This is a genomic window from Streptomyces puniciscabiei (assembly GCF_006715785.1).
Taxonomy (GTDB): Bacteria; Actinomycetota; Actinomycetes; order Streptomycetales; family Streptomycetaceae; genus Streptomyces; species Streptomyces puniciscabiei.
On sequence record NZ_VFNX01000001.1, the window covers coordinates 1,693,678 to 1,719,124 of the forward strand.

The window sequence follows — 25,447 nt, forward strand, 5'->3', positions numbered from 1 at the left end:
CCACCGCCGTGCCCCGTCCAGGCGAAGCCCACCCCTTCCCCACCCCCCGCCGAAGCCGGCTCCCGGCCCACCCGCACCCTCGCCCCGTTCCGCCCCGGCAAAGCCCCCCTCCGCTCGCCCCGGGGAAACAGATTCCTGATCACCCCTCCGGACCTGCTAGTGTTCTACCCGTCGCCGCGAGCGAAGAGCTCCGCAACCGACACGCCCCCGTAGCTCAGGGGATAGAGCAACGGCCTCCGGAGCCGTGTGCGCAGGTTCGAATCCTGCCGGGGGCACCTTGTATGAGGTGCCCAAAGACCCCGTCACCAGCGGAAACGCTGAGGCCGGGGTCTTCGCGTATGTGCAGGCGTATGCGGCCCGGACGGGCGTATGCTCCGACGCCACCAACCGCTCCGCTCGGCGCCAAGTGGGCGCGTGGCGCCATGTCCGGCTCCAGCGGCGCCCGATCCCGCTCAAGCGTCGCCCGCTCTTCGGAGGCCAGGCCGTGACGTATCTCATGAAACGGTCAGAGCCGAGCTATCTCATAAAACCGACACAGCGGGCATCGAACCAGTCGCGACCGCGCAGGAGACAACCCAATGCGCGAGGGTCCCGCTGCCACCTGGACTGAAGCCATGCGACAGCCAGGCCGGCATGCGCGCCCTCGATGGGTTGCCCAGGCCGCGCGGGACGTGCTCGGCATGGACATAGGTGATCGAAGCGGACGAAGTAGTGACAAGCCACACAGAGGCAATCCCTTGCCTCGCGGACGGCCTCGGGGTGGGATCGCAGACCACGGCCGAGCATGGTCTAGTCCACCACGAGGAGCATCTATGCGCAGGATTCATGCGCGACGGCGCACTGCGGCCGCCGCAGCCTGGATCACCAGCCTCACCAGTGTCGCAGCGATAACAGGGCTTTTGTCTGGTTCCGTCGCCGCCGCTGCACCCGTGCGACCGGCGCAAGAAGTCAAGCCCGTGCCGGCGGCCGGGCAGCAGTCGAAGAGCGCGCCCGGCAGTCTGATGACCACTGCGCAGTGCCGGGCGGTGTGGGGGTTCGACTGCTACAACGCGCTGCAGTACCGCCAGGCGTACAACCTGAACCCGCTGTACAAGGCAGGAGTGACCGGCAAGGGGCGCACGATCGTGATCGTGGATCCGTTCGGCTCGCCGACCATCCAGAAGGACCTGGACGTCTACAGCACCCGGTTCGGCATCAAGAGCACCCATGTGGACGTGGTCAAGTGGGGCAACGTCCCGCGCTTCGACCCCAGCGACGCCGACCAGCTCGGCTGGGCCGGGGAGACCACCCTCGACGTGGAGATGGCGCATGCCGTCGCCCCGGACGCGCACATCGTCCTGGCGGAGACCGGGGTCGGCCGGATCGGAGACGGCACCACCGGCCTGCGGGAGGTCATGGACGCCGAGAAGTCGCTCATCGACCGCGGCGTGGGCGATGTGATCAGCCAGAGCTGGGGCGTGGCGGAGAACAACTTCCCCGGCTTCGGCAAGGGTGACTACTCCAGCATCCAGAACCTGCGGTACGCCTTCAAGGACGCGGCCAAGCACGGTGTGACCGTCACCGACGCTTCCGGCGACAGCGGACCCACCGACACCACCTCGAACGGCCAGACCACCTATCCGTACCGGGTCAACGCCTGGCCGACCGACGATCCCCTGGTGGTCTCGGTCGGCGGCACCCAGCTGCACCTGGACGCCAACGGCAACCGCACCGCGCCGGACAGCGTCTACAACGACCACGGCGCCAGCGGCGGCGGCCAGTCCCACGTCTTCGCCCGTCCCTCGTATCAGAACGGGGTGGCCGGCAATCACCGCAGCACCCCGGACGTCTCCATGTCCGCCGCGCTGAAGGGCGGCGGATGGGTGTACTCCAGCTACGACCCCAAGCGGGTCGGCTGGGAGGTCTACGTCGGCACCAGCGAGGCCAGCCCGCTCTTCGCGGGAATCGTGGCCCTGGCCGACCAGGTCGCCGGGCACCGGCTGGGCGACATCCACAAGGCGCTGTACTCGCTGTACGCGAAGTCCTCGTCGAACCCGTCCACCGGGATCGTGGACGTGAAGGACGGCACGAACAACAGCTACGCGGGAGTCACCGGCTACACCGCGGTCAAGGGCTACGACATGGCGACCGGTGTCGGAACGATCGACGCGGCCCGCTTCGTCCCGGCCCTCGCCAAGGCGGGCTGACCGCAACCTGTCCCCGAGGCGCGGGCGCCCGGCGTACCACTGCCGGGCCCCGCGCCGGGACGGCGGCTCGTACACGCAGACGCACGCCGCCGGAAGTGGCCGTGCGACGGGGCCTGTGCACGAGGCGTGGACCAAATCTTGGAGCATCTTCGCGGAGTTGCTGACTGGATCTGGCCCTGGGCTTGGCTTGCCCTCACTGCAGGGCGCGTGGCGCGGCCCCAGCCGCGAAGTCCGCGGTACCCAACTGCTTAGATCGCTGACATGACGGACTGGTCCCAGCTTCACCACGCCTACGGCACGGCAGAAGACATTCCCGGCCTGCTCGACGCAGTGAGCCCGGCCCCAAAGGACTCAGGCTGGACCGAACTTTGGTCCCGGCTGTGTCATCAGGGCACCGTCTACTCAGCAAGCTACGCGGCCCTGCCTGCCCTGCGGGACATGGCACGCCGGTGGTCACCTGTGGACCGGCAGATGCCGCTCTGCCTGGCCGGCGCCATTGTGGCCAGCGTTGATCAGCCATTTGGCGATGAAGATCCCCACGTGGCCTACGCCCCAGAGATGTCCGACCTAGTGCAACTGACCGAGGAAGCTCTCCGGGAACCGGCCCTCAGCGACGACTCAGGCACTTACGTCTACTTGCTGGCCGCACTCCTCAGCTTCGAGGGGGTCGAAGTTTGGGGCGAACAGCTCGACGGACTCAACGACGACGAATACGAAGTCCCCTGCCCCTCATGCAGTACAGAGAACTTCATAGCCTTCGGCGAGTACGGCTTCTTCTCCACCACAGACGGCATGTACATGAATGAAACCGCCGCAAAGAAGATACCGCTGCAGCCTGCGGACGCCTCAGCCCTGGAGGGGCTGGCCCAAAGACTCCACAGTCGCGCACTCGCAGACGGCCAGACCGATGTCGCGCATAAGTTGACTTACGTTCTCGGCAAAGCACAGTGCCCCGAGTGCGATGAGGTCTTCAGCGTCGCGGAAGCCATCACCACCCGCTGGGACGCATGAACCACATCGTCGTCCCGGCCTCGGACCCTGCCGCGGCTGAGACGGGTGAGCATGGTCAAGGCGGCTGCCGTGCTGCATCCAGTGGCCGCCAGTGAGTAAACAATCGGACGAGTTGGGGGATCTCGTGGATGTGACCACGCTTGCCGTCGCACTCATCAGCGTCGGAGGCACGCTGGGCGGAACCTTGGGCGGGGCAGTGCTCAGCCAGCGCGCTAACCGAGAGCAAAACGAGCGTGCCGATCGTGAACGGGAGCAAGAGCGCCAGGACCAAGCGCAGCAGGCCAAGCGCGATCTCTATGCCCAACTGAACACCACGGCTCGCGCCTACCGGATCGCCGCCCGAGACGCCGTCCAGGCAACCGAGCGTGGTGAAAGCAGTGCCCCGGCAGTTCTCGACGCTGCCAAGGAAGCCTGGGCCGACCAGTACTCTCACGCGCAGATGGCGCTGACGAAGGACATCCTGGAAGTAGCCTCAAAGCTCAACAGGGCACTGGGAGTCGGGTACTCAATCGTCAAGCAGTTGCCTAGCAGCCCTGACCGCAACGAGACCTATGAGCGGGCGAAGGCATGGTTCAGCGGCCCCCCTGTCCGATGGTGTGTGCCTGCTACGGGTCACGCTGCGACATGACCTCGGCGTTGAGGTCGACCCCCACTTCGAGCAGACTCGCATGCAGATGGTCGCCGCGCTCAACAGCGCGAGGGGAAACCTTGAGCGCCTACTCGCCGCAGAGCGCACCCAGGGCGCCGGGCCACGTTGACGCGCAGTACCAACGGCGAGGCCCCTGGACGCAATGCCAGGGGCCTCGAACTCGTTCAAGCGGATTCACTCGTACTCGCGGAGCAGGTCCTCGATACGGCGATTGGCGACGTCCTGCCGACCGTCGAGGCACTTCGCGTACCGGGTCAGCAGGACCTCAACGCTGTTGCCGGTGCGCTCGGCAACTTCGGTGGGATCCACTCCGGCATTGAGCCACGTCGACAGCGCCGAGTGCCGAAGGTCGTACGGCCTACTCGCGAGCGGCGAGGCCGCGACGGCCGGCGGGGGCGCCAGGAGCCGAGCCTCCTGCCACACGCGGAAGTAGGTCGAGGACGGCGACCGAGCCCTTCTCACTGAAGAAGAGTCGCCCGTCTTCCGCCGTGCCGAACGTGGCGAGGTGATCGTGGAGCATTGCGACCAGCTGGGGCGGAATGGGCGCACGCCGAACGTCCTCAGCCGGCCGATTCTTCAGCCCGCGGTCGTCGTGGGTCTCCCCCGAGTCGGTCCACTGCTTGCCGACCGAAGGACGAGTCCGGTGGAGCAGTGCCGATCCCCATCCCTGCTCGGGCAGGACGAGGCCAGTCTCCACCAGGCCGACCGCCTCAGCGGGACGCAGGCCACCGAAGTACATCGCCGCGAACAACCCGACGAGACGCCGGCTGCGAGCACGCCGGTAGCCGCCCACGTAGGAGACAGCCGCCAGGAGATGCGAGCCTGCCCCGGGCTGGCGACAACACGAGGATCCACCTGGTTGGACACCTTCGGCTTCTGCCAGCGGACAGCCGTGATGGGGTTCTCACGCAGCTCCCCCAGGTCGACCGCGTAATTCGCGGCATTCACGAGCGTCCGGCGCTTACGCCGCACGGTCTCCGCCGACGCTGCCGACGGGCCGCTCGACGTTCTGCTCGGCGGGCGAGGCAACAGCGGTGGCAGACCAGCCAGACGGCCACCTTGCAGCCGTCCACAGCAGGGACGCCCTGGTCGCCCTGCCACGAACGGAGTTCACCGAACCGTTGGAACGTGTTTGTGTCACCTGATAGATCAACTGCCTAACGTGCGTTGGCTACTCCCGCCATGGAAGGACACCGCACATGAGACGCGTCACCAAGTTCTCCTCCGCAGCTGTCGGCCTGGCAGTCCTCGCCGTCACCGGCACCGCCATCGCCGCCGCGAACCAGAGCGACAACGACTGGCCGTACGCCCACCACGGCGCGGCCTCGTACACCCTGGCGGCCGTCGGCGACATCGCCTGCGAGCCCGACGACGCCGAGAATGCCGCCACCCCTACGTCGCTCAAGTGCGGCAGCCCCACCCTGGGCGGCATGAGCGCCGAGTTCGCCACCGCCAAGCAGGCCACGGGCATGCACCCCGATGCCGTGGCACTGCTGGGCGACGAGCAGTACCAGGTCGGCAAGCTGACCGACTTCGAGCAGTCCTTCGAGCAGGCATGGGGCGGCCTGAAGATGCTCGAACGCCCGGCGCCGGGCAACCACGAGTACTACCCGTATGCCAAGAAGGGCGACAACGAGGCCGGGCAGAACGGTGCCGGATACTTCGGCTACTTCAACGGCCACGACCAGGCCGGCACGCCGGAGACCCAGGGCCAGGCCGGCGACGACACCGCTGACAAGCAGGGGTGGTACTCCTACAACCTCGGCAACTGGCACATCATCTCGCTCAACGCCGAGTGCAACTCCGACACGTTCAACCATGACTGCTCCACGGCGGACAGCGGCCTCCTCGGCCAGGAGACCCAGTGGCTCTCGAACGACCTGGCCGCCAACAAGCGTCAGTGCACGATCGCGTACTGGCACCAGGCGACGTTCAGCGCCACGACGGCCTCGACCGCCGCGGTGCCCGCTTCCGCGCCGGGCGCCGGCGGCGTCGAGGGTGCAGCGACCGACGCGTGGTGGAAGCTCCTGTACCAGCACCACGCCACGCTCATCCTCAACGGTCACGAGCACGCGTACGCCCGGCTGCGCCCGATGAACCCCGCCGGCCAGTACGACCCGACCCACGGCATCCCGGAGTTCATCGTCGGCTCCGGCGGCGAGGCCCTCGACACTCTCGCCGGCTCGCCCGGCAACTACGACAATCCCAACGTGGTCACCGCCCAGGCCAGCGCCTTCGGCGTCATGAAGCTGACCCTCAAGTCCCACAGCTACAGCTGGGACTACAAGCCCGTCCTGCCCGGCCCCGGCTTCGACTCCACAGCGCTGCAGTACAGCGACTCCGGCAGCGGCACCTGCAACTGAGGCCCCGACTTTCCTCCATACCCGAGGCGTGGGCCACGATCGAAATCAGCTCTGCGGCAGCCGTTGAAGCCACGACGTCAAGCATCAACCGAGACAAGACACGCCCCACGCGACCGTGTCGGATCCCAGCTGATGCTTGACATTCCGGTCTCAGGTGATGGTTGACGGTGGTCCTAGGCATTGTCCCGTCTCCAGCTACCCTCCGGCCAGGGAGCAGGACTACTTGTCCGCGCCGTCTTCCCGGAGCTCGTCACAGAGCTGATCACTCTCCTGGAGAACGAACGAGAACGTGAGCTAGCCATCTGTGCGTGGGATCTTCGGCTGGTTGACGAGTGCGGCTGCGGCGATGACTTTTGCCAGAGCTTCCAGACAGCAGCTCATCCGCAGGGGCCATACGGCGTCGGCCATCGGTGCGTGCCTCTCTTGTCCTCGCAAGGGATGCTGTGCCTGGACGTCGTGGATGACCGGATCACGTACGTCGAGGTACTCGATCGGCCACCTATGCACCGCCAGAGTGAGCGGCCGTGAGGTCGGCCTCGACAACCGACAACTCCACCAGCGCCAATCCCGGCCTCCCCGCACGCACCGCAACGACGCGCACAGAAAAGCCGATCACGGCCACTGTCAACCACCAGCTGGGACCGAACCGTCAAGCATCACCCGGGATCGGACAGCCCCACGCGACCGACTGAGTTACAACTTTCTCCACGGGTTCAAGTCGGCTCGGCCCCCGGCCGGGCCTGCGCTCCTGTCTCCGCCCCGCTCCAGCCCGGCCGGCGCCCGTGCCGCGCGCACAGCAATCCGCCGCCTCGCAACCGAGCTTGCCTGAACGGCCTGGTCGCAAGAGGTCGGGCGGCGCAGCCCCTGTCCATGCGTCGGCCCAGCAGTTGGCGTATATCGAGCGGTGGCGGGCTGCACTCACTTGTCTACTGCCCAGCAGTGTCAGTGGCGCGTGCCAGGATCGCCTAACGATGTCTTCCGCTGTGTCCGCCCCTCCGCGGGGCGACCTTGGAGAGGAGCTGTATGGCCGCCCCCTCACCTGCTCCCAAGAAACGCCGCGACGTGGCTGAAACCCTCCTCGGAGTGCTCACATGCGTCCTCATAGCCTTGATCTCCGTATTGGAATCGGCGCTAGTAATCCCACGCATTGGGCGTTATGGGACTAGCAGCTTCGACAAATGGTGCTTGAACGCGCAGTACATTGCGTTGATTTTCATGTGGTTTAGCTTGCTCGGCCACGAATACGTACACCGGCATGAGCGTGCCTGGGCGAAAAAGAGCCGCAGATACGGTTACACGATACAGGGCCTAGCTCTTGCATTGTGTGCCGCCACTAACTGGGGTAAGGGGATCTGGGGAGCCGTAATTGTCGCCTTCCTCCTCCTTATGGTTTATTCGGTTTGGGATGCCTATATGAAGGCGCTCGCACTCCACCCCGAAGATCAGAAGGTCCTTGATCAAATAATTGAGCAGAAGAGGCAGCGAGCACAGGAGAGATGGGAAGAGGAGCAGCGCCACCGCCGCGCCGCTCGACTAGAAGAAGCGGCAGCCCAATATGGCCAGGATCTGGCCATCGACCCCAGCGAGACGAAGAAGCCTTCGGTGGAGTGGAAAATTCCCTCACGCAAGCATCAGCCTCTTGTCTACTTTATTCGCAACGGTAACCGAGTGAAGATTGGAACGACAACAGACCTGCGGCGGCGTGTACGCACACTAGCGCTACGCCCCGAAAATGTCGTGCTCCTCGAGGCGGGCGGCATGGATCGTGAACGTGACTTCCATAAGCGCTTCGAGAAGTATCGTGAGGGGAATACTGAGTGGTTCCGCGACCTAGGAGAACTAAGCGCATACATTACAGAACGCGTTGAGGAGATCCGTCGCCAGCAAGCAGCCACCCGTTCTGGCTCTGCTGACAGGTAGGTGGGACCGCGCGCCTTGCTGGGCCGTTCTCGTACGCATCTCGATGCAAGCATCGATCCGTTCCTCATGGCCTACTACGAGCCGTTTCTAGCAGCAATCGACATGGGCGACAGCAACAGCAGCAGCGACCACTTCGTTGCGGCACGGTTCGAACCATTCAGGGTGCGGGTGGGACTTCTCCGTCCCATCGCCGACCGCGTCCGACAAGCAAGGGCGGGTCAGGTGAGTGGACTGTACGGATCGGTGAAGGAGATCCTTCTCAACACCCAGGAACGTAACCTCGGACGGCTCGAAGGTCACACCGCTACCGACGGCACGCTTGTGGAGACTGATTGGGGAGCACAGCTCGCCCTGAACGATCGCTAAGGAGCCGTGGTACCAGACAACCTCGGGCGTCCAACGCAGGGGCTGTGCTGCGTAGAGCTAAATCCGCTGGCCGCAGGCAAGCATCCACGCTCCGGGGGAACGCGCCTTTGTCCGCCTGCCAGGGTGAGAAACGTTCAGTGGCGGGGTGGCTTCATCGCTGGTGCAGTTCGTTGAGCATGAGCCTGGCGGTATGGACGTGGCGGTGTCCGGGCTCGAGAACGCGCTGCGCGTGGGAGAGGATCCGGGTGAGTTCCTCGGCCGCCTCTCCGGTACGGCTGTCGGCGATCAGCGCCTGGCACCTTTGGAGGCGGGAGTGCACCACGTGTGGGTGGTCGGTGCCGAGGACACTGCTGCGGTCGATCACCAGCCGGGTGAACGCCGCCACTGCCTCGCCCGTTCGGCCTGCCCGGGCTGCGAAGGCCGCCGCAGTGCTCACCATGGCGAGTGTGTGCGGGTTGCCCGGTCCGAGGCATCGCCGCGCATGGCGTAAGAGCTCCTGCAACTCCTCTTCCGCCAGAGCCGGATCCTCGTCAAGACCGCGGAACCAGATGAGGCTGCGCCGGGTGGCGAGGACCTGGGGGTGGTCCGGTCCCTCCAGCTGTAATCGGTCCTCCAGGAGAGCCCGTAGCAGCCGGACGGCCGTCCGGGTGTTCCCCGCCTCCCCGGTGAAGTAGGCCTGCTGATGGCGGGCGGCCAGCGTGTCGGTGTGCGTCGGCCCGAGGGTTGCCGTCGTGTCGACCACCAATGCACGGAACGCGGCTTCGGCCGCGTGCGTGTCGCCGGCCTCCCCGGTGAAGAACGCCAACTGATGCCGGGCGGAGAGCGTGTCGGGATGGCACGGACCGAGTTCGGCGTACCTGCGCCGTACGACGTCCTCGAGGCTTCTCACCGCCTGGCGGGGCCAGCCGCGGTCTCCGACAGCTATGGCCAGCAGGAAGTCGGCCCCGGCCGCTCCCCCGGCCCGGGCCAGTTCGAGAGCCGCCACTGCGCGCGACAACTGGTTCGCCTGATGGGCGACCAGCCCCATGTCGTAGGCATCGGCAGGCCCGACCCGGGTCAGCAGCGCCTCCCACAGGTGATCCGGCACCGGAGGCAGTCCTGGCGCGTTCAGCAAGTAGTCGAACGCCACATAACCCTGGCTGTAGTTCCCGACCAGGAGCCCGCTCGTCGCGTAGGCGGCTTTGCAGGCCCATCGCATCGCGTCCTCAAAAGGCTCGGGCTGCAGATCCGGTCCACCGCGCTCTACGAGGTACGGCGGGTGGAGCTCCTGGAGCCATTGTCTGCTCACCGGTCGCCGCAGTCCTGAGCGGCGGCAGTCGACCGCCGCGGCCACGACGGCCGCTCCGCGCGGGTTGGCCCCGGGCGCCCAGGCGTGATCCCACGCAGCAAGGAGTTCGGGACCGGCTGCCATCACCTCTGCGAGTCCGAACCGGTTGCAGGACTCCAGAGCGAGCCTGATCCTCGCATCGGCCTGTTCCGCCGCGGCTCGTTCCCGTTCGGCCGGCGACCAGTGGCGAGCAAGGCTGATCATCCTCGCCTGGCTCAGCACCTCCCGCTGGGAGCGCCAGGCGTCGCGGTCGGACCCGGTGAGCCTGCTCTCCTCCCGGGCGTCATAACGGCGATACTCCTCGGACCGCATCGTCGCCAGTACCACGGCACGGCCGGGCCTCCCCTGGAGCAGCCCGGCCAGCATGGAGGTGGTCACTCCGTCGGCGCCCAGGTAGTTCTCGAGATCGTCCAGCCACAGGACAGCACGCCTGCGCCGCCGGGCCACCTCGATGGCAGCGCTGAGGGCGGTCCTGGTCAGGGGGCGTACGAAGGAGTGCTGGGGGAAGAGCGACCGTGTGACCTCGTAGGCCAGACGCGTCTTGCCGGCGGTCGACTCGCCCACGATGAGAACGAAGCCGCCATGCCTCAGGGCTTCTCTCAGCAGCGGCTCGGCGTCGCGCTCCACGTAAGGGGGCACCGACTGCGTATGCCGGCCGTCCGCGGGGTGGACACCGGCCAGTTCGGGGCGGTCCAGCTGGCTGCATCTGGGGATGCGCCCGGCCGGGGTCCGCAGCAGGGCTGCGGCGGGCGAACTGGTCCGCTGCGGACGCATGAGGTCCGCCACGAGGCCGTACACGGCCGTGACGGCCGCACCGATTCCGGTGGCGAGCGGACCGGTCGTCCAGGTGGTGGCGAGTGCCAACGCACAGGCTCCGGTCGCGACAGCTGTCAGGTACCTCAGCCAGCCGCGGCCCGGGCTGCTTTCTCGGCGAAGATACGGCAACACGCCTGCCCCCATTGCGTGATGTGGCTGCCCATTGTTTCTTCACCACATCGGCCGTGTCGACAGGTTCGTCCGCGCCCGGCAGTCGTCCCTCGGTCGACCCTCGGTCGACCCCGCGATCGCCACCCCGGCGACGCCGCGTACGCGCCCTCAAGCCGTCCGCTTGCGCGACGCCGTCTTCTTCGCCGCCGTTTTCTTCGCCGCCGTCGTCCCGGCCGTCGTCTTGGCCGTCGTCTTGGCCGTCGTGCTCTTCTTCGCCCCCTGGGCCGCCTTGGATCCCGTCCCGGACGTCGACTTCCGGGCCGGTTCCGGCTTCTTCTCCGCGGCCGTCTTCTTCGCCGTCGACGTCGACTTCTTGCCGCCCGCCGCCTTGGGTGCGGCTTTCCCCGGCAGGGGTCTGACCTCGGCCGGGCCGCCGGAGGGTGCCGGTTCGCCGCGGGATTCGCGGGCCGCGCGGACACTGTTCTCCAGGGCGGCCATCAGGTCGAGCACCTTGCCCGCGGCGGCCGGGGCCGGGGCCTCGGGGGGTGCCTCGCCGGAGGCCTTCGCGGCGATGACCTCCTCCAGGGCCTCCCGGTACTCGTCGTGGAGGTCTTCCAGGTCGACCTCGCCGAGGGTGTCCATCAGGGCGTCCGCTAGGTCGAGTTCCTTGTCGCGGATGGTGACATGGGTGTCGGGGGCGACGCCCTCGGGGGCGCGGACCTCGTCCGGCCAGAGCAGGCCGTGCATGGCGATGGCGTCGCCGACCACCCGGAGCATGCCGAGGCGTTCACGGCCGCGCAGGGCGTACTTGGCGATGGCGACCTTGTTGCTGCGTTTCAGGGCCTCGCGCAGCAGGGTGTACGGCTTGGCCGCCGGGGCGCCGGAGGCGGCCAGGTAGTACGCCGCGTCCATCTGGAGCGGGTCGATCCGGTCGGCCGGCACGAAGGCCACGATCTCGATCGTTCGGGCCGTGGGGATGGGGAGGTGGGAGAGGTCGTCGTCGGTGATCGGGATGATCGTGCCGTCGGCGTCCTCGTAGCCCTTGCCGATCTCCGACTGGGTGACCTCGCGTTCCTCCAGTTCGCACACCTTGCGGTAGCGGATGCGGCCGTTGTCCTCGGTGTGGATCTGGCGAAAGGAGATCGCGTGGCTCTCCGTGGCGTTCACCAGCTTGATCGGGATGCTGACGAGCCCGAAGGAGATGGCGCCGTTCCATATGGATCGCACGTGCCGCACCCTTCCTTCACCAGTTTGTCTGGGATTGTCATCGTATGACGCCTATCACAGAGGTGGAGGGGCGGCGGGTCGCGCTCAGCAACCTGGAGAAGGTGCTGTATCCGGAGACCGGCTTCACCAAGGCGGAGCTGGTGCACTACTACGCGACCAGCGCCGATGTGCTGTTGCCGCACCTGCGCGAGCGGGCCGTGTCCTTCCTGCGCTATCCGGACGGGCCTGAGGGGCAGCTGTTCTTCACCAAGAACGTTCCGCCCGGTACGCCCGAGTGGGTCACCACCGCCGAGGTGCCGCGGTCGTCGGCGGACAGTCCGGCCCGGATGGTGGTGGTGCAGGATCTGGCCAGCCTGGTCTGGGCGGCGAATCTCGTCACCGAGTTCCATACGCACCAGTGGCTGGTGCAGCACCCGGACGAGGCCGACCGGCTGGTCTTCGACCTCGACCCGGGCGCGCCCGCGACCGTCGTCCACTGCTGCGAGGTGGCCCTGTGGCTGCGCGAGCGGCTCGCGGCGGACGGCATCGAGGCGCACCCGAAGACGGCCGGGTCGAAGGGGCTGCATCTGCTGGCCGCCGTGCGGGGCTCGTCGTCCGAGGAGACCAGCGAGTACGCGAAGGCGCTCGCCGTGGAGGCCGAGCGGGCGATGCCGCGGCTGGTGGTGCACCGGATGACGAAGAGCCTCCGGCCGGGGAAGGTGTTCGTCGACTGGAGTCAGAACGCGGCCCGCAAGACCACGGCCACGCCGTACACGCTGCGCGCCCGCCGGGCCCCGCTGGTGTCCGCGCCGGTGACCTGGGAGGAGGTCGCCGACTGCCGCAGCCCCGCTCAGCTGGAGTTCCAGGCGGGGGACATCGCGCCGCGGCTGCAGGACCTCGGTGATCCGATGGCCGGCCTGCTGGATCCGGACGCGGCCGCGCCCCTGCCCTGACCCGCGCCCTCCCCCGACCCACGCCCCTGCCCTGACCCGCGCCCTCCCCCGACCCACGCCCCTGCCCTGACCCGCGCCCTCCCCCGACCCACACCCGCGCCCTCCCCCGACCCACACCCGCGCCCTCCCCCGGCCTACACCCTCCCCCACGTGTTCCGGTCCCGTGCCATCCCGTGCAGTGCCTCCACGTCCGCCGGCTTCAGTACGCCGCCGAACCGGGCCAGGCCCGCCAGCTCGGTGTCCTGCAGGATGCGCACCGAGCGCGGCGCGGCGCTCACCGTCACCTCGGCGGGGCCCGCCAGGGCCAGTACGGGGCGCACCTCGGCGGTCAGGGCGTAGGAGGCCCGGTCGGCGGCGGCGCGCAGCCGGCGCAGCAGCGGCTCTCCCTCGCGGCGGCCGACGGTGACCATCGGGTCGGCGACCAGGACCCGGGCCTTGCGGGCGTACAGGGCGTGTACGGCGAACAGGCCGCCGGGGCCGAGCAGCAGATGGTGGATGCGGTCGCCGCCGGGCAGGGTTATGGAGTGCAGGGTGTGCCAGCCGGCGCCCTCCAGGCCGTCCAGGACCCCGCCTATGGTCTCCTCGGCCAGCAGGGCGCGGCGGCGCGGGTCCGGGCGCAGCCGGTGGGCGGGGCCGGGATCGCGGTCGAGGGCGACGAGCAGGGCCTCGCCGGGGCGGTTGGGCGCGAGGTCGTCGTCGGGGTGCAGGGTGAGCCGGGCGAGCTCCGCGGGGGTCGGCACCGGCGGCGGGCCCACGGTCACCGGGCCGGTCAGGAACGGCTTCAGGGCTTCCAGTACGTCGTCCCTGGACTCCTGGCCGAGCAGGTTGACCCGGCCCGTCTCGCGGTCGTACCAGGCGACATTGCTTCCGTCCGGGCGGCAGACGTACAGCCGCTCCCGGCCGTGCCGATAGGCCGGCACCACGCGCAGTGCGCTCATGCGCCATCACCCCTCGACCATGGGAACAGCCGGGGTGCTCCTGGGGCAAGACCGGTTACCGTGGAGGACGGCCCCGCGAGGGGGAGTTGGGGAGGCGCCGTTGCGGATCCGCGGAGAGCAGCCCGACGTACCGGCTCCGAAGAGCCCGTGGAACGAGATCGTGCCCGGCCTGTGGATGGGCGGGCACGAGTTCCGGGGCCGCTCGGGACGGCTGGAGCTCGCCGTCGTACGCGACGAGTTCGACGTGGTGCAGACGCTGCTGCGGCTGCCGGGGTACGGCCCCGATCCGGGGGTCGAGCACCATGTGTGGCCGATACCGGACGGCCCGCTGGACGGGACGCAGCTCGCCGGGGTGATCCGGCTGGCGCGGGCGGCGAACGACGCGCTGGACGCCGGGCGCCGGGTGCTCGTGCGCTGCTACCACGGGTACAACCGCTCGGGCCTGGTCGTCGCGCACGCGCTGCTCCAGCGGGGGCACGCCCCGCCGGACGAGGTGGTCCAGCTGATCCGGGCCCGGCGCTCGGCGTGGGCGCTGCACAACGAGCTGTTCGTGGAGTACCTGCGCACCGGCCTGTCGACGGTGCGGCTGCTGGAGGAGCTGGCCGAGTAGCGCCTCCCAGCGGCCGAGCGGCGAGCCTCGGCGACCGAGCGGCGAGCCTCGGCGACCACGCAGCATCTCCTCGCCGGCCGCGCAGCGTCTCCTCCCCGGCCGACCAGCGGCTCTTCACCGGCGAAGCAGCAAGCCCTCACCGGCCAGTAGCGTCTTTTCGCACGCCGAGTAGCCTCTCTTGAGCGTCACCCTCACGGGCGCAAAAAGTACTTACATCGGAATTTACTCGTCTACGCATAAGGTGTACGGGGCCCGAGCGACCCCAGTGACCCCGACACCCCAGGAGCACCGTGCCAGCCCGCCGTCCCGCGCGCATCGCCGTCACCGCGGCCGCCGTCGCCCTGCTGTCGGCGACGGCAGCGGCCTGCGGGGACGCCGGCGGGCTGCGGGGCGCCGGCGCCACCCCGGCGGCCGTGAGCCCCGCCAAGCTCTGGCCGGACCTGCGTCCGGCGTCCAGCCCGGCCTACCCCTACGACGTGGCGACCAGGGAGGTCGTCAAGGGCATCACGGTCCCCGGCGACGACATCCGTAAGGTGGACCCGGCGGACGTGGTGGAGGCCGAGGTCAGGGCGCATCCGGACGACTACGGGTCGAAGGGGGCCTACCACGCGACCGTGGCCCGGCTGAAGGACTGCCGGCCGGGCGGCGACCGGGCCCGCTGCCCGCTGCTGACGCCGTACTACCGGGACCTCACCGGCGACGGCCGGGACGACATGACGCTGGGTTTCCGGCTCTACCCGACCAACCAGACCGGCGTGCGGGTCTACACCGTCGAGAAGCACCGGCTGGTGCAGGTGCTGGCCGACAACGACGCGATCATCGGCGTGGAGCTGGCCGGCCGGGCGCTGATCGAGCGCTCGCCGGCCGACATCTCCGGCTACGAGTACCGCACGACCTGGGCGTGGGACCCGGGGCAGCGGGCGATGGTGTTCTCGCGCGACGAGTACCTGCACACCGGTAACGGCCGCCACGCCAAGAAGCCCTCGCCGTCGGCCTCCCCCTCGCCGTCCACCTCCCCGTCCGCCTCCTCTCCCTCCCTCCCCACCTCCTCCCTCTCCTCCTCGGCGAGCGCCCGATGAGGCTCGCACTGCCCCAGTGGGCCGGGGCGCTCGCCGTGAAGGCGGCCGCGTTCATCACGGTGATGTGCTGTGCCCTGGCCGCGCTGCTCGGCGTCCTGGTGCACGTCTCCGTGACCAACCAGACCGTCGGCCAGGCCCGCAGCACGGCCCTGTCCCGCCTCGCGGACGCCACCGAGGCGTACGAGGCCGGGGACACGCTGATGCCGAACGCCGGGGTGGACCCCGAGGGACTGCCCGCGCCGCTGCGCGCCATGGCGGCGGCCGGTGACCGCGGCACCATGGTGTCCCGGCACGACGGGCGGCCGACCATGTGGGCGGCGGGCCCGGTGGCCGGGCACCGGGCCCTCGCCGTGGCGGTCGACTACTCCCAGCAGTCCCGCACCATCGCCGCGCTCGACAATTCGATCCTGTGGTCGTCGGTGCTCGCGATCGGGGCGACGGTGCTCGTCGGCGTGTTCGCGGTGACCCGGGTGACCCGGCGGCTGCACGGCACGGCCCGGGTGGCCCGGCGGATCAGCGCGGGCGACCTGGACGCGCGCGTCGACGACCCCCGTACGAAGGATCCGTCCCGGCCCCAGGACGAGGTGGCCGCGGTGGCGGCGGCGCTGGACTCCATGGCGTCGAGCCTGCAGAGCAAGCTGCTGAGCGAGCAGCGGTTCACCGCGGACGTGGCGCACGAGCTGCGCACCCCGCTGACCGGGCTGCACGCTGCGGCGGAGCTGTTGCCCCCGGGGCGGCCGACGGAGCTGGTGCGGGACCGGGTGGCGGCGCTGCGGACCCTCACCGAGGACCTGCTGGAGATCTCCCGGCTGGACACCGGGCGGGAGAAGCTCGAGGTGGACACGGAGGAGCTGGGTGCGCTGGCCCGGCGGGTGGTACGGGCCTCGGGCACCGACACGGAGGTGCGCGTCCTGACCGACGCGCGGGTGGAGACCGACCGGCGGCGGCTGGAGCGGGTGCTGGGGAACCTGGTGGCCAACGCCCACAAGCACGGCGCACCGCCGGTGGTGCTGACGGTGAACGGGGCCGTGGTGACCGTGCGTGATCATGGCGCCGGGTATCCGGAGTATCTGGTGGCCCACGGGCCGCAGCGGTTCCGTACCGAGGGCGGGGCCACCGGGCACGGGCTGGGGCTGACCATCGCCGTGGGGCAGGCGGAGGTTCTGGGGGCGCGGTTGTTCTTCGCCAACGCGGTGGACGGCGGGGCCGTTGCCACGCTCGTCCTGCCGGTGGGTGACGGGCGGTAGAGAGCCCGGGCACCCCGGTGGTCCGGGGCGCGCCCCGCCACACAAGTCGCCCTATTTGGGTAGGTTCCCGGCATGACCAAGGCCGGAACCACCGTGGCGGCGGCGCAGGCTCCCGGAGCCGTCGTACGCCTCCCCCGGCGCCGTGGCATCGAACTCGCCCTGATCGTGCTGGCCGTACTGCTGTCGGTGTACGGCTACTGCGCGGTCGGTCTGGCACGGACCCACACCGTTCCGCCCGGGGCCGTCGGTTACGGCGCCGGGCTCGGGGTGCTCGCACTGTCCGCGCACCTCGCGGTGCGCATCCGGGCGCCGTACGCCGACCCGCTGTTCCTGCCGATCGGGGTGCTGCTCAACGGGCTCGGGCTGGTCCTGATCTACCGGCTGGACCTGGAGACCCCGCACGACCGGGCGGCGCCGGCCCAGCTCGTGTGGTCCACGCTCGGCATCGGGCTGTTCATCGGCGTCGTGCTGGTGCTGCGCGACCACCGGGTGCTGCAGCGGTACGCGTACGTGTGCGTGGCCGCCGCGCTCGGGCTGCTCGCGCTGCCGATCCTGTTCCCGGCGGTCAACGGCGCGCGGATCTGGATCCGGCTCGCCGGATTCTCCATCCAGCCGGGTGAGTTCGCGAAGGTGCTGCTCGCGGTGTTCTTCGCCGCCTATCTGGCCGCCAACCGCAACGCGCTCGCGTACACGGGCCGCAAGCTGTGGCTGCTGCAGTTCCCGACCGGGCGGGTGCTCGGGCCGATCGTGACGATCTGGCTGCTGAGCGTCGGGGTGCTGGTCCTGGAGCGGGACCTGGGCACCTCGCTGCTGTTCTTCGGGCTGTTCGTGGTGCTGCTGTACGTCGCCACGGGCCGGACGGGCTGGATCGCGGTCGGCCTGCTGCTCGCCGTCCTCGGTGCGGTGGCCGTCGGGCGGACGGAGCCGCATGTGAACCAGCGGATCGAGGACTGGCTGCATCCCTTCCGCACCATCGAGGCCGGGCAGGGACCGAACCAGCTCTCCCAGTCGCTGTTCGCGTTCGCCGCCGGCGGTGTGCTCGGCACCGGGCTGGGGCTCGGGCACTCCGTCCTCATCGGCTTCGCCGTCAAGTCGGACTTCATTCTGGCCACGGCGGGCGAGGAGCTGGGGCTCGCCGGGCTCGCGGCCGTCATCCTGCTGTACGCGCTGCTGGTGGAGCGCGGCTACCGGGCGGGCCTCGCCCTGCGCGAGCCCTTCGGCCGGCTGCTCGCGGTCGGGCTGGCCTCGATCCTGGCGCTGCAGGTCTTCGTGATCGCGGGCGGGGTCACCGGGCTGATCCCGCTGACCGGCATGGCGATGCCGTTCCTCGCCCAGGGCGGCTCCTCGGTGGTCACCAACTGGGCGATCGTGGCGCTGCTGATCCGGGTGAGCGACTCGGCCCGCAACCAGTACGACGGTCGGGAGGCACCGTGAGCGAGTACGGCGGCTTCCACGAGGGCGGGCGGCCGATGGCGCGCTACATCCGGCACGCCTGCGCGTTCTGCACGCTGCTGCTGGCGGCGCTGCTGGTCAACGCGGCCCGCGTGCAGGTGGTGCAGTCCCGGGTCTACACCGACAACCCCGCCAACCGGCGCGCCGAGATCGCCCGTTACAGCCATCCGCGCGGCGACATCCTGGTCGGCGACCAGCCGATCACCGGCTCGGTGGACACCGGCGAGCAGCTGCGCTACGAACGCACCTACAAGTACGGCCCGTTGTACGCGCCGGTCACCGGCTTCGCCTCGCAGTCGTACGGCACCACGTTCCTGGAGCACGCCGGGGACGGGGTGCTCTCCGGCACGGATCCGATGCTCTCGCCGCTGCCGCTGTGGAACGACATGACGCGCGGGCCCGGTCCGGCCGGAAACGTCGTCACCACGCTGAACCACCGTGCGCAGGAAGCGGCGTACCGGGGGCTGGCCGGGCGCAAGGGCGCGGTGGCCGCGATCGATCCGGCCACGGGCCGCATCCTGGCGCTGGTGTCGAGTCCGTCGTACGACCCCGGGGTGCTGTCGGGCAACGGCGAGGCGGTGGCCTCGGCGTGGGCACGGCTCAACCACGACCCGGAGAAGCCGATGCTCAACCGGGCGGTACGGCAGACCTATCCGCCGGGGTCGACGTTCAAGGTGGTCACCGCGGCGGCGGCGCTGGACGCGGGCCTGGTCACCGACCTGGACGCGCGCACCGACTCACCCGACCCCTACCGGCTGCCCGGCACCACGACCCGGCTGACCAACGAGGCCGACGGCTGCCGGGACGCCTCGCTGCGGTCGGCCTTCGAGTGGTCCTGCAACACGGTGTTCGCCAAGCTGGGCGTGGACGTCGGGGTGAAGGACATGGTGGCCACGGCGCAGGCGTTCGGGTTCAACGACACCCGGCTGCGGATCCCCTTCTCCGTGGCGCCCAGCACCTTCGACCCGCACGTGGACCGGGCGCAGCTGGCGCTGTCCTCGATCGGGCAGTACAACACGCGGGCCACCCCGCTGCAGATGGCGATGGTCGCGGCGGCCGTCGCGGACCGCGGGCAGCTGCGGTCGCCGTACCTGGTGGAGCGGACGACTAGGCGCAGCGGTGAGACGGTGGCCGGGAGCGGGGTGCAACCGGTGCGGCAGGTGCTGAACCCCTCGACGGCCGAGCGGCTGAAGGAGCTGATGACCGACGTGGTCCGGGAGGGCACCGGCCGCCGGGCGGCCATCCCCCGTGCCCAGGTCGGCGGCAAGACCGGCACCGCGCAGCACGGGGTCGGCAACACGGGCGTGCCGTACGCCTGGTTCGTCTCCTGGGCGCAGGCCGACGACTCCCTGGAGCCGCAGGTGGCGGTCGCGGTGGTGGTCGAGGACGCCTCGGCGGACCGGGGCGAGATCAGCGGCGGCGGCGACGCGGCGCCGATCGCGCGGGACGTGATGCGGGCGGTCCTCGGCCGGTGAGCACCGGCCGAGGGGCCGGCGGTCAGATCGGCTCGACCGCCTCGGAGCGGATCTGGACGGTCTGCCTGGCGAGCGCCGCCAGATCGACGTCCGACGGGCTCTGCGAGGCGAGCGGCGTGTCCACGAAGGCCACCGTGGCGCTGGTGTTGCCGTCGGCCCAGACGCACGCGGGTATGGTGATCTTCGTGCCCGCCTGCTCCTGGGTCGCGACTTCGCAGCTGATCGTCGTCTGCAGGTGGAACTCCTTGGGGGCGACCGCCAGTTCGGGGTTGCTGCCGCCCTCGGCGAAGCCCTTCATCGCCTCCCGGCGGACCAGGTCGGCGTTCTTGAACCTGCCGTACATGCCCGACACCACCACGGTGCCCTTGGCGGCGTCACCGCCCAGGGTGTAGGTGCCGACGACTCCATGGGTGTCCTTGGCGTCCCAGGCGCCGTCGGCCTCGTCCTCGATCTTCTTGCCCTCGGTGGCGGAGAGGTCCTTGGCGAGCCGGTACTTGCCGTCGATCAGGGTCTGGGGCAGCGTCAGCTTGTTCTTCGCCTCGGGGAAGCCGCTCTCGACCGCCATCCCGATCACGACGAGCACCACGACGACCGTTGCGACGACACCGGCCACGATCCCCAGGATCAGCCCGACCCGCCGCTTCTTCGGCAGCGGGGCCATGGGCGGCGCGCCCCAGCCCGGGTACGGCTGCTGGGGGTATCCGGGCTGGGGCGGGTACGGCGCCTGCGGCGGGTAGCCGTACGGGCCGGGGGCGGCCTGCGGGGGCTGCGGGCCGTACGGACCCGGGGCCGCCTGCGGGGGCGGGCCGTAGGGGTTCGGCGGCTGCTGGGGGCCGTTGGGGTACGGCTGCTGCGGTGACGGAGGCATGGACACGCCCGCACGCTACTGCACCGGGGTGAACGACCCGTTACTGCACCCGGACGAGCGGCCCGGCACCCGCCCTCGGCCCAGCGCCGCCTCAGCCCTCCGCCGCCCCCGACTCGATGGCCTCCTGCACCTCGGCCACCCGCTCCCGCTCCTCGGTCGCGAACCGCTCGGCGTCCAGCCGCTCGGCCAGTTCCTCGTCCTGGGCCATGAGCAGGTCCAGGTTGGAGTCGCCCATCTCGAAGACGCCCATGTCGACATAGGCCTCCTGCAGCCGCTTGCCCCACAGGCCGATGTCCTTGACGCAGGGCACGATCCGGCTGAACAGCAGCCTGCGGAACAGCTGGAGGAACTCGGAGCGCTCGCTCAGCGCCTCCGCCTCGGCCTTGGGGATGCCGAAGTTCTCCAGGACCTCCACGCCCCTGAGCCGGTCCCGCATCAGATAGCAGCCCTCGATGACGAACTCCTCGCGCTCGCGCAGTTCGGCGTCGGTGAGCTGCTTGTAGTAGTCCCGCAGGGCCAGCCGGCCGAAGGCCACGTGCCGGGCCTCGTCCTGCATGACGTAGGTGAGGATCTGCTTGGGCAGCGGCTTGTCGGTGGTGTCCCGGATCATCCCGAACGCGGCCAGCGCCAGCCCCTCGATGAGGACCTGCATGCCCAGGTACGGCATGTCCCAGCGGCTGTCCCGGAGCGTGTCGCCGAGCAGGGACTGGAGGTTGTCGTTGATCGGATAGACCAGCCCGATCTTCTCGTGCAGGAACCGGCCGTAGATCTCGGCGTGCCGGGCCTCGTCCATGGTCTGGGTCGCGGAGTAGAACTTGGCGTCCAGGTCGGGCACCGACTCCACGATCCGGGCCGCGCAGATCATCGCGCCCTGCTCGCCGTGCAGGAACTGGCTGAACTGCCAGGAGGCGTAGTGCCGCCGCAGCTCACCCTTGTCCTTCTCGGTCATCTTGTCCCAGTACCTGGTGCCGTACAGGGACATGGACTCATCGGGGGTGCCGAGGGCGTCGTACGGGTCGACCTCCAGGTCCCAGTCGATGCGGGTCTGCCCGTCCCACTGCTTGTCCTTGCCCTTCTGGTACAGGGCGAGCAGGCGTTCGCGGCCGTCGTCGTACTCCCAGGTGAACCGGGCGGCGCCGCTCGCGGGCACCTGCCAGGGGGAGTCACCGGGCTCGTTGGCGTACAGGTCATGGGTCGGCATACCCCGCAGGCTCACACGTAGACGCGAAGTCAACAAGTCATGCGCAAGGGATTGACGGGCTTGCTGACAAGCAGTCTCATAAGTGCCAGGACGACTACCCCCGGGTAACGAGGTGAGGGAGCCATGACGACCCTGACGGAAGCGGACGCGCTGGACGGCCTGCGCGATGCGCTCGGCCTGCTCAAGGACCGGGAGCAGGTGGCCGAACGGCTGCTCGCCTCCTCCGCCAAGCACTCCTTCGACCCGGACGAGGAGCTGGACTGGGACGCGCCCTTCGAGGAGGGCAAGTGGTTCTGGCCGCCGGAGCTGGTCTCGCTCTACGACACGCCGTTGTGGAAGCGGATGGGCGAGGAGCAGCGGATCCTGCTCTCCCAGCACGAGGCGGCGGCGCTGGCCTCGCTCGGCATCTGGTTCGAGATCATCCTGATGCAGCTGCTGGTCCGGCACATCTACGACAAGGCGGCGACGAGCGCACACGTCCGCTACGCGCTGACCGAGATCGAGGACGAGTGCCGGCACTCCAAGATGTTCGCGCGCCTCATCGCGCACGGCGGCACGCCCTGGTACCCGGTCGCCAAGGCCCACCAGAATCTCGGCCGCCTCTTCAAGACCATCTCCACCACCCCCGGCTCCTTCACCGCCACCCTCCTCGGCGAGGAGGTGCTGGACTGGATGCAGCGGCTGACCTTCCCGGACGAGCGGATCCAGCCGCTGATCCGTGGCGTCACCCGCATCCACGTGGTCGAGGAGGCCCGGCACGTCCGGTACGCCCGCGAGGAACTCCGGCGCCAGATGGTGACGGCACCGAAGTGGTCCCAGGAGTTCACCCGGATCACCTCCGGCGAGTTCGCCCGGGTGTTCTCCGTCGCGTTCGTCAACCCCGAGGTCTACACGAATGTGGGGCTGGACAAGCGGGAGGCGATGGCCCAGGTGAAGGCGAGCGGGCATCGCCGGGAGGTCATGCAGACGGGGGCGAAGCGGCTGACGGACTTCCTGGACGACATCGGGGTGCTGCGGGGGGTCGGACGGCGGCTGTGGAGGTCGTCGGGGCTGCTGGCGTAGGAGCGCGGGGCAACGCCCCGTAGGGGCGCGGGACGGGTGTCGATATGCGGCTCCGCCGCGCGGGCGCGACCAGCCACAGCGGACCGGCAGACGAAGGACGGGCTGCTGAGCGGAGCGATTAGGCTTCCCGGCATGACCCCGCCCGCCGCCACCCCCGCCTACCGCCGCCTCAGCGTCGAGGAGCGGCGAAGCCAGCTCCTCGCCGCCGCCCTGAACCTCTTCGCCCACCGCGCCCCCGAGGACGTGTCGCTGGACGACGTGGCGGAGGCCGCCGGAGTGTCGCGCCCCCTGGTGTACCGGTACTTCCCGGGCGGCAAGCAGCAGCTGTACGAGGCCGCGCTGCGCTCGGCCGCCGAAGAGCTGCAGCTGTGCTTCGACGAGCCCCGCGAGGGCCCCCTGCTGCCCCGCCTGTCCCGCGCCCTGGACCGGTATCTGAGCTTCGTCGACGAGCACGACACCGGCTTCAGCGCGCTGCTCCAGGGCGGCAGCGTGGTGGAGACGTCCCGGACGACCGCCATCGTGGACGGGGTGCGGCGGGCCGCCGCCGAGCACATCTACCGCCACCTCGGTGTCGCCGAGCCCGGCCCCCGCCTGCGCATGACCGTCCGGACCTGGATCACGGCCGTGGAGGCGGCCTCCCTGATCTGGCTGGACGAGGACAAGCAGCCCCCGGTGGAGGAGCTGCGCGCCTGGCTGGTGGAGCAGTTCGTGGCCGTACTCACCGTGACCGCGGCCCGGGACCCGCAGACGGCCGCCGTCGTCGGCGCGCTCGGCGAGGATGGCCGAGAGTCAACGACCCGGGAGTAGAGTCCCAGGCTTGCCCAACGGGTGCCACTGGCTGTGGCGCTGCGTTCGCGTCCAGCCCCATCCCGCTGACGCGGTGATGGGCAGGGGCCGTTGACTGGGCCCCGCGTCGCCACAACTCCAACGCTCTGGCGCGGATGTTGCGGGAGCCGTTCCGGTCTGCGTGACCAACGAATCCGCAGTTCCGGCATGCGAACCAGGCCTGGAAGACCCGGTTCGCTTTGTCGTTGTACCCGCACTCGGCGCAGGTGCGCGACGTGTACGCCGGGTCGACATACACCACCGGCACCCCCGCCCTGCGGGCCTTGTACGCGATGAACGCCCCCAGCCGGGCGAACGACCAGCTGTGGAGGGTGGCCCGTTGGGGCTTGCGAAGCCGTACCCGCTCGCGGATGCCCGTCAGGCCTTCCAGGGCGATCCCGCGACCGGTGCGTTCTGCCTCGGCCACTACATGTTTCGCGATCTTGTGGTTGATGTCCTTCGCCCGCCGCGCCTCCTTGCGCCGCCGCTTCTTCAGACGCCGTTTGGCGGAGGGCGTGTTCTTCTTCTGCAGCTTGGCGCGCAGCGTCCGTTCCCGGACCCGGATGCGGTAGAGCTCGCGCCCGGCCGTGATCTCGCCGTCGGAAGTGGTGGCGATGTTGACGACGCCCAGGTCGATCCCGAGGAAGTCCACCGGGCTGGTGTTCGCGGGTGCTTCGGGAACCTCGCAGGTGGCGTACAGGAACCACATGCCGTCCCGGCAAACCAGGTCAGACTCGCCCCTTCGGTACAGAACCAGGGCGGCGAGCTGCTCACAGGAGCCCGTGAACGCCACGTCCTTCACCCGCCCGTGCACAGTCCAGATGGAGCTCCTCCGCTCGGCGATCTGCCAGGACAGCATCCGGTCGTCGTACGGCTGGGCGGACTCCGCCCGGAAGGCGACTGGCTTCGCCAAGGCCTGCTCGTACCGCTTCGAGCCGGGCTTGCCCAAGTTTCCGGCCTTCAGGTTGGCCCTCAACGTGGTGTACGCGTCACACACCTTCTTGGTCACATGCTGGGTGGCCTGCGCCCCCAGCCCCCAGCGGTTCTTGATCTGACAGTAGGTGTGCTCACGCAGCGCGAAGTTCCTCTTCACGTCCTTCTCGAACGCCACGCCACTGGCCCAGGTCGCCGCTTCGTTGCAAGCGCGCAGGGTCGCCTCCAGTGCCGCCGCCTGCACCGGCGTCGGCAACAGCCTGACCTGCATCACCAGCTTGAGGATCACGAAACCTACACACACATACGACTGCCCACCGCACGTTCCCCAATCATCACCCGATCGAGCGAAACCGCCGGCGTGCGGGCGCAGCGCCCACCCCGCCGCACACGGCGATTCCTCCCAGGGCTGAAGTCCTGGGGTCCTCACAAGAATCTGCTGAAGCGAGACTGAAGCCGTGAAGAGTCAGGACACCCCCTTCGAGGGCGGCCCGATGGACGGGCGCGTGCTCCCGGTCATGGTCGGGCCCACCGGGCACCCGCCGAAGACCTACCGCATCCCCGTCCCGGATCCGGACGGCGGCCCGCCCACGGTGCTCGTCTACCACCGGGTGCCCAGGGGGCACAGCAGGCGGCTGGGGCTGATCCAGGGGTGGAAGTACCAGTACGACCCGGACGACACCTCCGGCGGCAGGCTCAGGTGGCCCTGGTCGAAGCCGGCCGCCGCGCCGCCCGCCGCCCCGGACGCCACGAACGAGTGACTGCTTGCGCCGAACCGCGCACGCCGGGAGCGCGCCCCGCACGGACACATCTGATTATCGCGGTGCGATAGGAGGCGAACAGCCCGCC

The 25,447-nt window shown here is 69.6% G+C and carries 21 protein-coding genes, 1 tRNA gene and 1 pseudogene; 16 read left to right on the top strand and 7 right to left on the bottom strand.

Translation table 11 applies throughout. From position 1 onward, the window contains the following. The first annotated feature begins 203 nt into the window (after window positions 1-203). The 4 genes from FB563_RS07545 (at window position 204) to FB563_RS07560 (ending at window position 3,825) form a co-directional block, all read left to right on the top strand. Window positions 204-275: transfer RNA gene (locus tag FB563_RS07545), tRNA-Arg, on the top strand. Window positions 276-956: 681 nt separating this feature from the next. Continuing rightward, window positions 957-2,186 (top strand): S53 family peptidase, encoded by a 1,230-nt coding sequence (locus FB563_RS07550; RefSeq protein WP_107100748.1) that lies wholly within the window; start codon window positions 957-959, stop codon window positions 2,184-2,186. A 261-nt stretch (window positions 2,187-2,447) separates the two neighbouring features. Next, window positions 2,448-3,197 (top strand): hypothetical protein, encoded by a 750-nt coding sequence (locus FB563_RS07555; RefSeq protein ID WP_055708840.1) that lies wholly within the window; start codon window positions 2,448-2,450, stop codon window positions 3,195-3,197. A 112-nt stretch (window positions 3,198-3,309) separates the two neighbouring features. Next, window positions 3,310-3,825: a hypothetical protein gene (locus tag FB563_RS07560; RefSeq protein WP_244329010.1), complete on the top strand. Its 516-nt coding sequence runs from the start codon at window positions 3,310-3,312 to the stop codon at window positions 3,823-3,825. 195 nt (window positions 3,826-4,020) lie between these two features. On the opposite strand, the pseudogene FB563_RS07565 reads toward FB563_RS07560, so the two are convergent. Then, a pseudogene (locus FB563_RS07565) lies at window positions 4,021-4,839 on the bottom strand (tyrosine-type recombinase/integrase); the annotation flags it as partial. 206 nt (window positions 4,840-5,045) lie between these two features. Between FB563_RS07565 and FB563_RS07570 the strand changes: the two are divergent. The 3 genes from FB563_RS07570 (at window position 5,046) to FB563_RS07585 (ending at window position 8,495) form a co-directional block, all read left to right on the top strand. Then, on the top strand, window positions 5,046-6,209 hold the full coding sequence (locus tag FB563_RS07570) for a metallophosphoesterase family protein (RefSeq protein WP_055708841.1): 1,164 nt from the start codon (window positions 5,046-5,048) through the stop codon (window positions 6,207-6,209). A gap of 1,062 nt (window positions 6,210-7,271) precedes the next feature. After that, window positions 7,272-8,129, top strand: a complete 858-nt coding sequence (locus tag FB563_RS07580; RefSeq protein WP_159045586.1) for a GIY-YIG nuclease family protein — start codon at window positions 7,272-7,274, stop codon at window positions 8,127-8,129. A 66-nt stretch (window positions 8,130-8,195) separates the two neighbouring features. Continuing rightward, a complete protein-coding gene (locus tag FB563_RS07585; RefSeq protein WP_142218546.1) occupies window positions 8,196-8,495 on the top strand; it encodes a hypothetical protein in 300 nt (99 codons plus the stop codon). A 151-nt stretch (window positions 8,496-8,646) separates the two neighbouring features. Here the strand turns inward: FB563_RS07585 and FB563_RS07590 are convergent, their stop codons facing one another. Then, a complete protein-coding gene (locus FB563_RS07590; protein WP_055708842.1) occupies window positions 8,647-10,686 on the bottom strand; it encodes a hypothetical protein in 2,040 nt (679 codons plus the stop codon). A gap of 231 nt (window positions 10,687-10,917) precedes the next feature. Then, window positions 10,918-11,976 carry a non-homologous end joining protein Ku gene (gene ku / locus FB563_RS07595; RefSeq protein ID WP_055708844.1) on the bottom strand — a complete coding sequence of 353 codons (1,059 nt, stop codon included), beginning with the start codon at window positions 11,974-11,976 and terminating at the stop codon, window positions 10,918-10,920. Between the two features lie 44 nt (window positions 11,977-12,020). Here ku and ligD point away from each other — a divergent pair, with 44 nt between their 5' ends. Next, a complete protein-coding gene (gene ligD, locus FB563_RS07600) occupies window positions 12,021-12,908 on the top strand; it encodes a non-homologous end-joining DNA ligase (protein WP_055708843.1) in 888 nt (295 codons plus the stop codon). Between the two features lie 134 nt (window positions 12,909-13,042). On the opposite strand, the gene FB563_RS07605 is transcribed toward ligD, so the two are convergent. Then, window positions 13,043-13,846: an NERD domain-containing protein gene (locus FB563_RS07605; protein ID WP_055710568.1), complete on the bottom strand. Its 804-nt coding sequence runs from the start codon at window positions 13,844-13,846 to the stop codon at window positions 13,043-13,045. A 100-nt stretch (window positions 13,847-13,946) separates the two neighbouring features. Between FB563_RS07605 and FB563_RS07610 the strand changes: the two genes are divergently transcribed. From FB563_RS07610 to FB563_RS07630, 5 genes are all read left to right on the top strand, one after another. Continuing rightward, window positions 13,947-14,456 (top strand): protein-tyrosine phosphatase family protein, encoded by a 510-nt coding sequence (locus FB563_RS07610; RefSeq protein ID WP_199833063.1) that lies wholly within the window; start codon window positions 13,947-13,949, stop codon window positions 14,454-14,456. A gap of 290 nt (window positions 14,457-14,746) precedes the next feature. Then, the gene (locus FB563_RS07615) at window positions 14,747-15,535 is read left to right on the top strand and encodes a hypothetical protein (protein WP_142218547.1); all 789 of its coding nucleotides are present in this window, start codon (window positions 14,747-14,749) and stop codon (window positions 15,533-15,535) included. Then, a complete protein-coding gene (locus FB563_RS07620) occupies window positions 15,532-16,782 on the top strand; it encodes a sensor histidine kinase (RefSeq protein WP_055708539.1) in 1,251 nt (416 codons plus the stop codon). Before FB563_RS07615 ends, FB563_RS07620 begins: the two co-directional genes overlap by 4 nt. 72 nt (window positions 16,783-16,854) lie before the next feature. Further along, window positions 16,855-18,216, top strand: coding sequence for an FtsW/RodA/SpoVE family cell cycle protein (locus tag FB563_RS07625; protein ID WP_055708538.1), 1,362 nt, complete (start codon window positions 16,855-16,857; stop codon window positions 18,214-18,216). Between the two features lie 35 nt (window positions 18,217-18,251). Then, complete coding sequence (locus tag FB563_RS07630) at window positions 18,252-19,709, top strand: penicillin-binding transpeptidase domain-containing protein (protein ID WP_208766319.1); 1,458 nt, start codon at window positions 18,252-18,254, stop codon at window positions 19,707-19,709. 22 nt (window positions 19,710-19,731) lie between these two features. On the opposite strand, the gene FB563_RS07635 is transcribed toward FB563_RS07630, so the two are convergent. Then, window positions 19,732-20,577 (bottom strand): hypothetical protein, encoded by an 846-nt coding sequence (locus FB563_RS07635; RefSeq protein WP_142219046.1) that lies wholly within the window; start codon window positions 20,575-20,577, stop codon window positions 19,732-19,734. Between the two features lie 91 nt (window positions 20,578-20,668). Further along, the gene (locus tag FB563_RS07640) at window positions 20,669-21,778 is read right to left on the bottom strand and encodes a ferritin-like domain-containing protein (RefSeq protein ID WP_055710020.1); all 1,110 of its coding nucleotides are present in this window, start codon (window positions 21,776-21,778) and stop codon (window positions 20,669-20,671) included. A gap of 123 nt (window positions 21,779-21,901) precedes the next feature. On the opposite strand from FB563_RS07640, the gene FB563_RS07645 reads away from it, so the two are divergent. After that, window positions 21,902-22,840 (top strand): AurF N-oxygenase family protein, encoded by a 939-nt coding sequence (locus FB563_RS07645; protein WP_055710021.1) that lies wholly within the window; start codon window positions 21,902-21,904, stop codon window positions 22,838-22,840. Between the two features lie 132 nt (window positions 22,841-22,972). Beyond that, window positions 22,973-23,647 carry a TetR/AcrR family transcriptional regulator gene (locus tag FB563_RS07650; protein ID WP_142218549.1) on the top strand — a complete coding sequence of 225 codons (675 nt, stop codon included), beginning with the start codon at window positions 22,973-22,975 and terminating at the stop codon, window positions 23,645-23,647. Here the strand turns inward: FB563_RS07650 and FB563_RS07655 are convergent. Continuing rightward, window positions 23,559-24,887 carry an RNA-guided endonuclease InsQ/TnpB family protein gene (locus FB563_RS07655; protein WP_244329012.1) on the bottom strand — a complete coding sequence of 443 codons (1,329 nt, stop codon included), beginning with the start codon at window positions 24,885-24,887 and terminating at the stop codon, window positions 23,559-23,561. The genes FB563_RS07650 and FB563_RS07655 overlap by 89 nt on opposite strands. A gap of 169 nt (window positions 24,888-25,056) precedes the next feature. Between FB563_RS07655 and FB563_RS07660 the strand changes: the two genes are divergently transcribed. Beyond that, a complete protein-coding gene (locus FB563_RS07660) occupies window positions 25,057-25,359 on the top strand; it encodes a hypothetical protein (protein WP_142218550.1) in 303 nt (100 codons plus the stop codon). The last annotated feature ends 88 nt before the right edge of the window (window positions 25,360-25,447 follow it).